General features: G+C 64.3%; 9 protein-coding genes and 1 pseudogene. 1 reads left to right on the top strand and 9 read right to left on the bottom strand.

The annotated features are described in order from the left end of the window. A pseudogene (locus Q0687_RS02835) lies at positions 1-166 on the bottom strand (flagellar protein); the annotation flags it as partial. Between the two features lie 320 nt (positions 167-486). Between Q0687_RS02835 and flbT the strand changes: the two are divergent. Further along, positions 487-909 carry a flagellar biosynthesis repressor FlbT gene (gene flbT, locus Q0687_RS02830; protein WP_298871979.1) on the top strand — a complete coding sequence of 141 codons (423 nt, stop codon included), beginning with the start codon at positions 487-489 and terminating at the stop codon, positions 907-909. A gap of 74 nt (positions 910-983) precedes the next feature. On the opposite strand, the gene Q0687_RS02825 is transcribed toward flbT, so the two are convergent. From Q0687_RS02825 to msrB, 8 genes are all read right to left on the bottom strand, one after another. After that, positions 984-2,480 carry an aspartate aminotransferase family protein gene (locus Q0687_RS02825; RefSeq protein ID WP_298871976.1) on the bottom strand — a complete coding sequence of 499 codons (1,497 nt, stop codon included), beginning with the start codon at positions 2,478-2,480 and terminating at the stop codon, positions 984-986. After that, complete coding sequence (locus tag Q0687_RS02820) at positions 2,477-3,724, bottom strand: hypothetical protein (RefSeq protein WP_298871974.1); 1,248 nt, start codon at positions 3,722-3,724, stop codon at positions 2,477-2,479. The genes Q0687_RS02825 and Q0687_RS02820 overlap by 4 nt, the downstream gene beginning before the upstream one ends. Before the next feature lie 19 nt (positions 3,725-3,743). Further along, a complete protein-coding gene (locus tag Q0687_RS02815; RefSeq protein ID WP_298871972.1) occupies positions 3,744-5,348 on the bottom strand; it encodes a hypothetical protein in 1,605 nt (534 codons plus the stop codon). Between the two features lie 10 nt (positions 5,349-5,358). Next, positions 5,359-6,138, bottom strand: a complete 780-nt coding sequence (locus tag Q0687_RS02810; protein ID WP_298871968.1) for a hypothetical protein — start codon at positions 6,136-6,138, stop codon at positions 5,359-5,361. A gap of 71 nt (positions 6,139-6,209) precedes the next feature. Beyond that, complete coding sequence (locus Q0687_RS02805; RefSeq protein WP_298871966.1) at positions 6,210-8,603, bottom strand: flagellar hook associated protein; 2,394 nt, start codon at positions 8,601-8,603, stop codon at positions 6,210-6,212. A gap of 18 nt (positions 8,604-8,621) precedes the next feature. Further along, positions 8,622-10,502 (bottom strand): flagellar hook-associated protein FlgK, encoded by a 1,881-nt coding sequence (flgK, locus tag Q0687_RS02800; protein WP_298871963.1) that lies wholly within the window; start codon positions 10,500-10,502, stop codon positions 8,622-8,624. A gap of 33 nt (positions 10,503-10,535) precedes the next feature. After that, a complete protein-coding gene (locus Q0687_RS02795; RefSeq protein ID WP_298871960.1) occupies positions 10,536-12,788 on the bottom strand; it encodes a flagellar hook-basal body complex protein in 2,253 nt (750 codons plus the stop codon). 190 nt (positions 12,789-12,978) lie between these two features. Then, positions 12,979-13,491 (bottom strand): peptide-methionine (R)-S-oxide reductase MsrB, encoded by a 513-nt coding sequence (gene msrB / locus Q0687_RS02790; RefSeq protein WP_298871957.1) that lies wholly within the window; start codon positions 13,489-13,491, stop codon positions 12,979-12,981. Positions 13,492-13,505: the final 14 nt, after the last annotated feature.

Genomic DNA, 13,505 nt, shown 5'->3' with positions numbered 1-13,505 from the left:
GGTTGTCGAGCGACTGTGCCGTGAAGAAGTTGGTGGGGTTGTCCAGGGCCGAGTTGACGCTCTTGCCGGTGGCCAGGCGATTTTGCGTGGTGGCGAGGAGGTCAGCGGTGGACTGGAGGGAGAGCAGGTTCTGACGAACCGATGCGGAAAGAACGATACCGGACATTGGGTGTTACCTTTCTGGTAAACGACGCTACTGTTACGCGTCCTGGGATCTTGATTGACCCAGCGACCGGCGGACGGTGGCTCCGAGAATCTAACGAAGCATGAAATGAAACCCGCGCTTTCGCTGAGTCGCGGCGTGATTCGGCCCACCAACGCGACGGCACCGGCACCCCGCCCAGCGATTTCAGCGTTGATATGATTGAGCTTTTCCGTGGCGACGGCCCGGATTCAGAACTCGTTAACTAATGTTGAGGGAGTATTGCACCCTGAACCGCCACAACACGCGCTTCGGTTACGAAAGCGTTGATGGAGAACAGGCAAATGGCCCTCAAGGTCGAGCTCAGGCCGCACGAACGCATCATTGTCGGGAACTGCGTCATCACCAACACCGACCAGCGCGCCCGCCTTCTGATCGACGGCGACAACGTGCCGATCCTGCGCGAGCGTGACATCCTCACGCCCGAGACGGCGGATACGCCTGCCAAGCTCGTCTATCTGGCGGTCCAGCTGATGTACATCTCGCCGGATCCGCAGAGCCAGCACGGCACCTACTTCAACCTGGTGCGCGACATCATCACCGCCGTGCCCAGCGCCTGGCCGATCATCGAGAGCATCAACAACAACATCATGAGCGGCGATCTCTACCGGGCCCTGAAGGACGCCCGCAAGCTGATCGCCTACGAGGACAAGCTGCGTGAGCAGTTCGAGGCCACGCATCCCAAGACGGACGCCACCGCGGCCTGATCGGCGCACTCCCGCCTTCAACGACAACGGCCCAGGATCATCTCCGGGGCCGTTGTCGTTTCAGCCGATCACGATCACTGCGTCGCGAGCGGCGGTGCCTCGACCTCGATCACTCCGCCGGTGCGCTGCATGCCGAACTTGATCACGGCCGCCACCAGCGCGTCGATATCACTCTCTTCCGTGCGATGATTGACGATCGCGGCACGGATCGCGAACTTGCCGTCCAGAATCGTGCTCGACGGCGCAGCGATGCCGGACTCCTGGATATCGGCGACCACTTCGCGATTGACCGCATCGTCGGCACGGTAGCGGAAGCAGACGATATTGAGATTGACCGGCGCCAGCAGCTCGAGCCGGGGCTCGGCCAGCACGCGCGTCTCCAGATATCTTGCGAGCGCGCAGCTTCGCGCGATCACCTCACCCAGCCTGATGGTGCCGAACGTCTTCAGAGTGAACCACGTCTTCAGCGCACGAAAGCCGCGCGACAGATCCGGACCGAGATCGCAAGGCCAGACGGCGCCGGCCGCGAGCCCCCTCGCCTCCCGGCTCAGATAGGCTGCCGGTTGCGCAAAGGCCTGCCTGTGACGTTCGCCATCGCGCACCAGCAGCAAGCCGGCGTCATAAGGCACCTGCCCCCATTTGTGGAAATCGAGTGCGATCGAATCCGCAAATGCAATGCCATCGAGCAATGGCGCGAGCTCAGGCGACAGGATCGCGAGCGCCCCGAAGGCGCCGTCGACGTGAAACCAGATGCCTTCCTCGCGGCACAGCTCTGCGATCGCCTTGAGATCGTCGATCGCGCCGATGTCGACGGTGCCGGCCGACGCCGTGACCAGGAACGGCATGAAGCCGACTTCGCGATCACAGGCGATCCGCGCACGCAGCGCAGCGACATCGATGCGATGGTCGGCGTCGATATCGATCTGGCGCAGCGCATCGGTGCCGAACCCGGCAATGTCCATCGCGCGAGAGATGCAACCATGCGCGGCCTTCGACGCGTAAGCCGTCAGCAGCGCGCCGTCACCGCCGATGCCGTGCTGCCGCGCCAGCGCGCCGAGCGCATTCGTGCGCGCCACCAACACGGCCATCAGATTGGCCATCGACGTGCCGGTGACGAAGATGCCGCTCGCACCTTGCGGAAAGCCGAACAAGCCGCGCATCCACTCGACGATCTGGCGCTCGATCTCGATCGGCATGTGGTCGCGCCCGCCGAGATTGGCGTTGAGGCCCGCCGCGAGCATCTCCGCGACCATGCCGACGGCGGTGCCGCCGCCATGCACCCAGCCCATGAAGCCGGGATGAACGTTACCCGTCGCGTAAGGGGCCACGTGTTCGGAGAACTCGCGATAGACTTCGGCGAGATCGGTGGCCTCGCGCGGCTCATCGCTTCGCACGGCCGCACGGACTTCGTCGGGGATCGGCTGCCAGACCGGCCGCGCGCGGACGTTGGCGATGCCGTCGATCGCCTCGTCGAGCATAAGATGGGCGAGGTCGCGAAACGCGCTCCACTCTTGCGGATCGAGCGATCCGTTCGTGACGCCGGCTTGCGTCTTGCGGATGATCTCGTTCATGCGGCAAACCCCGCGCCGGCCTCCGCAGCCCCCTTGGCGTGCCGCGACAGCATCGCGGTGAAAGCAGCGAAGATCTTGCGCATCTGCGGCGGCTTGTATGGAAACACGGCCGGCGAATCCATGTTGTGCACGACGGCGGTGTTGTCGGCTTCGAACACCAGGAGCTCGCCGTTCTGGTTCTCGGCACAATCGACGATGAAATAATCGAGCCCGACGCGGCGGCTCATTTCATCGAGCGCGTGTCTGTGGCGCCCGGCAAAAGCACGGTCGAAGTCCTGCATGAAGATGGCTTCTTCAGCGCGCTTCTCTTCGCTGAACGCCATGTAGGCGTTGAGGTACCAGATGTCCCAGCGATCGGCGATCGCCATGTGGCAGGCATAGGGTTTGCCATCGACCATGGTGAGCCGGATCTTGCGATAGAGACCGTCGGGACTTGCGTAGTTGACGAAACGCGCCACGAAGAAGTCTTGCTCCTGCCGCTCGGCGAGATACGTCGCAAGCGCGGCGGCATCATCGATCTTCGCGAGCCCGACGCCGGCGTGCGTGCCGCGCGGCCGCACGATCATCGGGAAGTGCAGCTCATCCGTGATCGCCGCGCAAGCGATCCGACCATCAGAAAGATCAATCAATTGCGCACGCGTCGCATGGGCCGTCACGGGAATGTCGAGACCGGGAATGTCGGCCAGCAGCCGATACAGCTTGTCGCGATCGAGATTGCCGATCAGCTCGGGGCGATTGAGCAGCGGTCGCGGCCAGTGCGGCGCGGCCTTTTCGATCAGCGCAAGCGCTTCGCGGCATTCCTCGGAGTCGGATGCGACCACGATGGCAACGTCATGTTCAGGCAGTGTTTCCGGCAGGCCGGTTGACTTGGTCACGTAGAGCGTGAGGAGCTCGATGTCGGAGCCTTCGAGCAGGAATTCGATCGGCGTGTTGCCGCCCATGTCAATGTCGGCTGCCAGCGCAAGCACGCGCAAGCCCGGCTTCGGCGCAGCGGTGGGAGTACGAAACAGCTGATGGAACGAGAGCACCTCGGACTGGATCACGAGCCCGGCTTCCTTCTCGCCCATGAGCTGGGCAATCAGGGACAAATCCAGCCCCTCGCCGGCCTGCGCCGTTCCTTCCGCGAGCCGCGCCAGCAGATGCTCGCGCAACGGGTGCAGATCGACTCCCTCGAAGGCCTGGCGGGTCAAATGCGCAAAGCCGATACGATCGGCATAGTTCGGCGCGGCAAGCGGATGCAACATCTCACACCTCTGACAGGGACTACGCCGGCACAGCGGCAGTATGGTCGAGCAGCAGCTCGATCTTCACCAGGACGTGGGCGATGCGATCGAGAATGTGCTGCACATTGCGTTGGGCCTGCGCGCTATCGGCCGACCAGGCGTCGGTGACGAGCCGCGCGCCGACACACAGCCGTAATACGGCCTGGGGCGCGCCGTCCGGTTGCGCGAGCCGCACCGGCTGGCCGACCAGGCAGCGTTGCGCGGTAACCTCCCGGTCCGCCGCGCTGCCGCCGACATCATCGTTCATGTCGCGCGCGAGCGCGCGATGAACGGCGCTGGTATCTGAGATCGACACCGGCTTATTATGGCGCGTCAGCGTAAACGGAAAGATCGAACGCTGCATAAATTCTTCATTATTGGCATCAACGGTGTCGACCGGTGCCGGTACGGCGCGCAACGACGGCGACAGCGTGATCATGCTGTCGATGCCGATGGCAAGTTCGGCCATCGCCTTCGCGCGGAACGCGCCGGGCACGGCATAGTAGCTTTCGATCTCGGCCAGCGCCGCTTCCCAGCGCAGCCATTGGCCGAAATTTGGTCTGCGTTCGAAGCGCGAGCGCAGCGCCGTCCACGCCATCGGCCAGTCGCAGCGGCCCGCGTAGCCAAAGAAATCAGGCGCGATCCGTTCGATCCGGTCGAGCGCGCGCGACAGCCCCTTCGGCACCAGCAGCGCTCCGCTGAAGGCGGGACCACCGAAGAACTTCGACCCTGTCATCAGCACCATGTAGCCGCGGTCGAGATAGCTACGCAGCCGCCGGCGGCCGAGCCGCGCCTGGCAGGCATCGACGACGACCTGAATCTGGCGCGGCCAGCGCCGCCCGATCTCGTCGAGACAGGCGGCGCTCGGTGCACGCCAGTCGAGCTTTGATGAATCCATGATCTGCAACAGAACGCGCCGGCCTCGCGCGAGGCTGACCTCGATGGCGCGGATGATTTCGGCATCCGCGTCGGTGCACATCGCGCCGGAGGCCGCGTCCAGCAACGGCACCCCGATCGTGTCGCCGGCAAGGCCCGCAATCGCAGCATCCTTGCGCACAGCAACGCCGCTCGCCGTCGTCGTCGTGCTGAAATGGTGACCGCGCGCGGTATGAACAGTGCCGCTGCCGGTCTGGTCGGCGCCGACCACGATCGTCACCGGCGGCGCACCGAGCACCGCGTGGGCAAGGAACAGAGCGTGGAGCTGGGAATCCGTGCCCGAGGGCGAGAACACCACGTCGACGCCCGGTGGAAGCTGGAGGTGACCGCGCAGTTCGTCGCGCATGTCCTCGCAACGCCGGTCGAACGCAATCTCGACCTCGTCGAACAGCGATTTGTGGACCAGGTCCTCGCGCGCCCGCGCGGCACGGTCATAGGCCGCTTGCGAGATCGCCGAGGCGGTCGACGAGGCGAAATTCCAGATCTCGGGGTCCGGCGAGGGTCCGCAGCCATAGGCGTTGACGCGCTCTTTCGCATCGAGCGCCAACCGCTCATCACCGCCGGAGACGAGCAGCGTGTCCAGCGGCGTGAACAGATCGCGCAGACGATAGCGCGAGCCGCCCTCGGATGCGCGCTCGATGTCTAACGGACGGGATGCGCCGATGCTCATCCCGGGGGACTCACGCCGCGTCGGCCGCCGCGGGGGCCGGCGCAAATTGCGAGGCGATGTCGCCGTGGAACACCGAGGGACCGACATGATCGAGCGAGCTCTGGATATCGGCCCAGATCTCGCCGCCGATATCGGTCCAGCGCTTGCAGAAGGCGAAGTCCTCGGAGAGGTACGTGCCAGTCGCCGGGTCGATCATGCATTCGAACAGCGCGAACCGGTTCTGGCTCGCAGCCAAGGTGTCGTGCGAATGCTCGCGGAAGAATTGCAGATTGGCGTAATCAGGATGGCGGCACATCGCCTCCAGCGCCTGGCGGCGGATCATCAGGAAGCCGGTGCCCGCATAGCGCACGCGGGTAAAACCGTTGACCACGACGACGCGATCTGGGTCCTCGATCTCGAGCACGTAGTCGAGCGAGGCTGCGGTCAAGTCGGTTCGCCCGGCCTGGATCGCCCTCCTCGCCTTGTCCCAGTTGACCCGCTTGATCGGATAGCAGCCGGCGACGACGTCGGCGCCGCATTCGATTAGCCGGAACACCTGCTCGGGCTTGAAGCCGATGTCGGCGTCGATAAACAGGAAATGCGTGGCATGAGGGTCGTCCAGGAACATTGCGACCAGATTGGCACGTGCGCGCGTGATCAGCGCATCACCGTCCCGCAGCAGCACCTTGAGCCCGAGATTGGACATGCCGTGCACGGCGCGCTGCAGCGCGAAGATCGAACTCGCGTAAATGCTCGACACCTGCCCGCCAAAGCAGGGCGTCGCCACCACCAATTGCATCTTGTCCGACATCAACGGCTCCGCCCCGCTCAAATCCTCTCCAAGAGGTAAAGAGGCATGGTTAACGGGACCTTAATGCGCCGTTACAGGTACTTGACCAGCGAGAGCTGCGCGAGGTTGGCGGTAGTCTGGTACGACGCCTGGAGCGCATTCTGCAGCGACAGGATCTCACTCGCGACCTGGTCGGGCGAGGCCGACTCCGCCTGGTCGACGATGGTCTGAAGCTGCGCCTTGGCCTGGGTCTGGCGCGTGGACGCATCCTTCATCGTGTTCTGGGCCATCGCGATGTCGGTCTGGATGTCCTCGATCTTCTGCTGCCCGGCCTGCGGCGTTAGCGCCTGCGTGGTGCGCAGGCTCAGCGCGGCGACCTGCGCGCCCGCATACTGACCGGTCGGCGAGGTCGAGTACGTACCGAACACAGCGATCGCCTGCAGCTGCTGGCGGATCGCGGTCTCGTCGGCCTGCGCGCCATATTGCACCGTGACAGAGTCATCCACCCGCGCCACTGCGGTGGAGCGCGCCGAGCCCGGCCCGTCGTTGCCGGTGTACCATTTCACGGTGTTGGCCGTGCCGTTCACCAGCGTCGTCGCCGAACCCGCTGGCGATGAGCCGACGCGCAGCGGAGCCTTTGCTGCCGTGACCGGGGACGTCGTGAAGCCGAGCGCCGCGAACGCCGCGCTGTTCGAGCTCGTGATGTTGAGGCTCCCGGGATCGTCCGTGTTGATCGTGATCACGCCGCCATGGATGGACGACGGCTTCGTGGTGCCGGTGAGCTGATCGATCTTGCTAAGCAGAGTTGAGACGTTGTCGGTAATGTTGATCTGGTTTGGGCCGGCGGCGCCCGAGGCGACAAAAGTCAGCGTCTGACCGTTCACCGTGATCGTATCGGGGCTCACGGCAGGCGGACCTGCCGACCCCGCCTGGAACGCCGTTGAGAGGACTTCCGGGCCGCCCGTGGTCGCGGTGCCGCTCAGCACAGTTGAACCGGTGATCGGAGGCGTCGACGGCGCGCTGCCGCGCGGCACGCTGCTGACACCGAGTGCCGTGGCCGCCGCACCGCCGGTGACCGTCACGTCCGTGCCGGTGCCGGTCGCGATCTGGATATTGCCGCTGGCGTTCAGAGTTACATTGGATGGAGGGACGCCGGCAGCCGTCGCGATCGCATTCAAGATATCAGACACCTTCGCAGAGCTGCCCGAAGCCAATCCGATCGTGGTATTGCCGCTGGCCGTCGTGACAGTGGTGACGGTAGGGTCGAAGGTGATCGTGTGGGCGCCGTTCGCGCCGGTGATGGTCAGGGTGGTACCGGTCGGAGCGTTGGCGAGCGCGTTGAGAGTGGTTCCGTTGAGATGGGGTGTCGCCGAAGGATCGAGCGACGTGGTCGTCGACGCAGCCGCCAATGCGCTGTCCTGCAACGCGACCGAGCCCGTCCCGGTCGTCGAGGTATAGGAGCTCAGATTGCCGGTGGCCGCCGCATTCGCGGTGGCCGATCCCGCCGTGTTGAAGAAATTGTCGCCGGCCGCGACGGCCGATGCCGCCACCAGCGAGGTGTTGGCGAGCTTCGTGATCGCGGTGTTCAACGCGGTGTTGAGGTTCGCGGACGTGATGGCCGGGTTGGAAGGAACCGGCGGAATGACATTGGGATTACCCGGGTCGATCGCAAAGCTGCCGACCGGCGTGGGTGTCGCAGTAGACGCGGTCAGGTCGATCTGCTCGGTCGAACCGTCAGGCAGCGTGAACTGCACGCTGAGCTTGTCGCCGTTCTTCGGGTTGGTGCCGTTCAGATTCACCGAGAACGCCACCGGCGATCCGCTTGGGCCGGTGATGGTCGCGCCCGTCAGCGTCGAGGAGACCGCCGCAATCTTGAGCCCGAACGGCGATGTCGGCGAATCCTCCTGCACTTGTATCGCGCCCGACGGCAGCGTCGACTGCACCAGCCGTCCCATGCCGTTGGTGCCGAGGTCGGCGGCCTGGCGTTCCGCCATGACCTGCTTCAAGCCGGCCTGCGTCGTGGTGCCGTTGATGATGTCGCCAGCATTGGCGACCGATTGCGTGTTGTAGGCGGTGCCGGAGAACAGGTAGCGGTTGCCCGACTGCGTGTTGAGGACGCCGACCATCGAGCCGAACTGGGCGGCGGCGGTGTTTTGCGCCACCGTCTGGCCGTTGACGTTGAGATCCTGCGAGGTGCCGGCGGAGCCGGTCTGCACCGTGTTGCGGATCGTCGTCAACGATTGCAGCGCGGTGTTGGCGAGATTGATGTTGACGTTGACGTTGGTGATCGTGTCGGTATAGGCCGCGATGTTCGAAAGCTGCGCGCGCGAGGCGATCGCGAAGCCCTCGTTGGTGCCCATGCCGGAATAGTTCTGCGACAGCTTGCCGGTCGAGAGCTGCGTCGACAGGTCGGTGAGCTGCTGGTTGATGTTACGGATCTGCGCGCCGAGGACTGACGAACCGTAATTGATACTGCTGATCGACATGTTTCAGAGCCCTACTGATTACCCTTGAGCCTGGATCAACGTATTCATCATGCTCTGCACCACCGACATGACGTGGGCGTTGGCGGCATAGGCATTCTGAAGCTGGATCAGGTTCGACATCTCCGAGTCCAGATTGACGCTGGAGGTCGAGTTGAACTTGGCCTGGAGTGTCGACACCACGACGCTCTGGCCCTGCTGGAGCGCGGTCGCCTGGGTCGAGGTGTTGGCCTGCACGCTCAGGAACTGCTGGAGGAAGTTCGAGACGCTGCCGGTGAACGGCTGGCTCGCCGAACCGAGGCCGGTCTGCGGCGAATAGGAATACACAGAAGTGGTGAGCTGCGAATAGAGATAGTCCGAGCGCGTCGTGTCGCCCGTGGGCGTCACCGGCGAGGTGCTGTAGATCGACAGCCTGGTCGGGTCGGCGGTGAGCTGCGTGTTCACGGCGATGCGGCCGGCAAGGCCGGTCATCTGGGAGCCGGTCCCCGTGATAGCGCCGGTATAGAGCGCCTGGCCGCCGTCGGTGAACAGCGGCAATTGCGGGCCGCCCGAGGTCAGCGAGGAGACCGTCTTGGTGCTCGAGGCCGAATTGACCTTGGCAAGGCCGCTGTTGTCGTCGGTGACCCGCAGCGTCGTCGCGGTCGCCGGCGAGGGAGCCGGTGAAAACGACAAATGCGAGCCCGGCAGCGCACTGTTGAGCGCCGAAGCGATCGCGCCCATGCCGCCAGAGAAATTGATGCCGATCTGCATCGGGTTGGCGTTGGTGGCGTTCTGCAACGGCAGCGCCGTCGGATCAGTCACATTCACCAGCGTGACCTGGCGCTGGGTGTTGGTGGAGTCGGTATAGGTGATGTTGACGGTGTTGCCTGCTTGCGCGCCGGCGAGATCGATGTCGAAGCCGGCGGGCGGACCGGAGACGGGGGTGCCCGCCGTTGTCTTGTCCGACATCGCGCTCGACATCGTCGCGGCGAGTTGGTCGACCTGGTTCTGCGCCTGCACGAGCGTCTGGTCGCGCAGCTTCAAATCGGCCGCGATCTGACCGGAGGAGACGACGTTGTTGCCGGCAACGTCGATGGACGAGCCGTTCGGCAGTTTGATGGTGAGCGCGCCAACCGTGGATTTGGTCGGATCAATGTTGTAGAGCGACGTCGCCCCCAGCGCTCCGGCAGACGCGAACGAGAATTGCGAGGCAAGCCCCGCGCCGACCAGCTGGATGCCTGTCGTGGTGTAGATATTGGCCTGGTTCGACCCGTCGGTGGTGACGCGGACGTCGACATATTTCGACAGGCTGTTGATGGCCTGGTCGCGCTGATCCATCAGGTTTGCCGCGGACGGATCGGTCGACGCCAGGCCCTGGAGCTTGGTATTGATGTCGGCGATCTGGTTCAACGCCGCGTTGGCAGCTTGCGAAGAGGTGCCGAGATCCTGCTCGACGTTCGAACGCAGCGATTGGATCCCCTTGGTCGTGACGTTGAGCTGCGTCGCCAGCGCCTGCGCGGCGCCGAGCGCGACACGCTGCGCCGACGAGGAGCCTGCGTTGGTCGATAGCGCCTGCAGCGACGAGGTGAAATTGTTCAGCGCGGTTTCGAGCGTGCCGCTGTTGCCGGGCGTGCCGTAGACACTCTGAAGCTGCTTCAGAATGTTGGCCATCTGGTCGGCATAGCCGCTGCCGCCGGTCTCGGTGCGCAGCTGGTTCTGCACATAGCTGTCGATGTCGCGGCTGACGCCTGTCGTCTTCGCCGTCGAGCCGAAGTCACCGGTGGTGACTTCGATCTGGTTCGGCGTCTGGACGACGTAACCCGGCGTCTGCGAGTTTGCAACGTTGGACGAGACGATCGAGAGCGCAGCCTGGTTGGCACGCAGACCGCTCATCGCACTGGCAAGGGCTGAACTCAAACCCATCTTACTTGCCGCCTTTGGTTACGTTACGCGCAATCAGCGCAACACGTTCAGGAGATCCTGGACCATCGAATTCGCCGTCGTGATCACCTTGGTGTTGGCCGAATAGGCCTGCTGGGTCACGATCAGCTTGGTGAACTCGTCGGCGATGTCGGTGTTCGAGCCTTCCAGCGATGAACCGCTGATGGAGCCCGAGGCACCGTCGATCGCGGGCCCCGATTGGTCCGTCGACGCGTAGGCGCCGCCGTCCAGCGCCTTCAAATAGTTTGTGCCATTGAAATGCGACAACGACACCTGTGCGAGGTCGAGGTTCTGGCCGTTGGAGAAGGTGCCGACCACGAGCCCGCTGTTGTTGACGGCGACCGAGCGGAGTTGGCCCGCGGCGTAGCCGTTCTGAGTGATGGTGTTGATGGTCACCGCGCCGCTGGTCGAGGCGTATTGCGTCAACCCGCCCGAGGAGATGTTGAAGGCGACGGAGCCGAGCGATTGGCCGCTGACGCTGACGTTGTTGATGGTAATGCCCGACCCGCTAGGCGAGGTCAGCGAGCCGTCGGCGGCGAAGGTGAAGGCCTGGCCGGTATTGACCCAGCCGGGTGTCGAACCGGTAGCGCTCGGTTCGGTCTGGTAGAACAGGTTCCAGGTATCGGCATGGCCGTTGCCCAACGAGGCGCTGTCGGTCTTGGCCCAGCGCAGTTGCAGGTTCACCGGCGTGCCGGCAGCGTTGTAGGCGGTCACTGCGCCGCCACTGATCGTTTCCTTGGTGAAGGTGGCGATGTCGTCGCCGATCACGACTCCGTTGCCTTGGGTGCCGCCGCCGTCGCGGTTCTTGGTGATGGTCGAGGTGAAGCCGAGCGCGGCGAAGGCCGCGCTGTTGGAGCTCGACACCGACAGGTTGGACACCGTGCCGGTGTTCAGCGTGATCACGCCGCCGGTGCTGACCGAAGAACCCGAGGCGCCGGAGAGCGCGTCGATCTTGCCGAGCAGGGTTGTGATGTTGTCGGTAATGTTGATCTGGTTCGGGCCAGAGGCGCCCGAGGTCATGAAGGTCAACGTCTGGCCGTCGACCGTGATGGTGTCGCCGTTGGAAAAGCCCGACGAGAGCACCTGGGCGCCGCCGGCTGTCGCGGTACCGCTCAGCAGCGTCGACCCCGAGATCGCCGGCGAGGACAGCACGTTGCCGCCGCGCGTCACGCTGCTGATGCCAAGTGCGGTGGCTGCCGTGCCGCTGTTGACCGCCACGTCGGTGGTGGCGCCGCTGGAGATCACGATGTTGCCGCTGGCGTTCAACGTTGCCGTGACGCCGGCGCCGCCGGCGTTCTGGATCGCGGTCAGAATGTCAGACACTTTGGCCGACGTACCGGAGCCGAGGCCGATCGTGGTGTTGCTGCCACTGGGAGTGACGGCGGTGCTTGTGTCGAACGTGATCGTGTGGCCGTTGATCGTAAGGGTCTGGCCGCTCAGCGCCGTGAGAATGCTGGAGGCGAGATGCGTACCGAGGGCGGCATCCAGCGACGTTCCCGTGGAAGCCACGGCCGACGAGTTGTTCTGGAGCGCAACCGTGCCCGTACCGGTTGCCGACGAATAGGGCGAGCGAAGGTTGCCAGTGGCGGCGGCGCCGGACACCGCCGCGCTGGTGTAGGGTGCCGGCGGCGTGCCAACCGGCAGAGGATTGGAAATGAAATCAGACGGGTTCAGGCCTCCTGCCGCCAGCAGCGTACTGCTCACCGCGGTCGAACTCGCCGCCGTGTTCGGCACGCTCGGCAGGTTGGCGGCGTACTGGATCGAGGTGGTCGCCTGTGCCGGGATGAAGTTGTTCTGGAATTTCAGGACGGTGGCGACGTTGCCGGTCGGGTTGCCGGTCTTCGGATCGACCGTGGTTCCCATCAGATAATAGCCGGCGCCGTTGACGAGGTTGCCATTGGCGTTGAGCTGGAAGTCGCCACGCCTTGTGTAATACGTGACGCCGCTGAACACCGGCACGTTGTCGACGACGCCGGTCGCCTTCTGGATCGAGAAGAAGCCGTCGCCGGTGATCGCCATGTTGGTGGCGACGCTCGAGGCCGAGATCGTGCCCTGCGTGGTGATGGTCGCCTTCGCGCTGGCCGTGACGCCGCCGGCGACCTGCTTGCTCGGCACCGAAGCATCCGGAATGAGATCGACGAAAGAGGTGCCGATGCCCTTGTAACCGGTGGTGGATGAGTTCGCGATGTTGCCCGAGATGTTCTGCAGCGCGTAGGACTGCGCCTGCAGGCCACCCACCGAGGTGTTCATTGCATCGAAGATACCCATAACTTTGTCTCCAAATCCGATCTCGGCGGCGGGTCGACCCATGGCCGCAGTCGGGGAGACAGTCGCAAGGCCTATGCCAATGCGGGTATCACTGTAAAATCAATCGCTTAAACAGATATGCCCCGGTCGGACGACCGGGGCATAATTGCCGGACCGGCAACAATTGCCGGGGAAACACTTCTTATAATGCTTACGTCGCCGAGGGCGCCGCGGGGTGGAAGACCAGCCCGAAACCGTCGATGCAATAGCGCAATCCGGTCGGCTTCGGACCGTCGTCGAAGACGTGGCCGAGATGGCCACCGCAGCGCCGGCAGTGCACCTCGGTGCGCACCATGCCGAAGGTGCGGTCCTCGGTCTTGCCGACGTTGCCCTCGATCGGCTGATAGAAGCTCGGCCACCCAGTGCCGCTTTCGAACTTGGTCTCGGACGCAAACAGCGGCAGGTCGCAGCCGGCGCAGGCGAAGGTGCCCTTGCGATGCTCGTTCAGCAGCGGGCTGGAGCCAGGGCGCTCGGTGCCTTCCTTGCGCAGGATCTCATATTGCTGCGGCGTCAGCTGCGCACGCCACTCGGCGTCAGTCTTCTCGATCTCGAATTTTTGCGCGGCTTTCTCTCCAGCCCGGGCGGGCGTTGCCCTCAGCCAGCGGAAGGCCGAAAGGCCAAACAGGCCGGCGACAGTCGTTAGCAGGATGCGGCGGTCAAACATCTCATTCTCCGTGC

Origin of the sequence: uncultured Bradyrhizobium sp., from assembly GCF_936928535.1 — a bacterium.
Lineage (GTDB): Bacteria > Pseudomonadota > Alphaproteobacteria > Rhizobiales > Xanthobacteraceae > Bradyrhizobium.
Note: the sequence above shows the minus strand (reverse complement) of the source record. Positions and strands in the feature narration are given on the sequence as shown.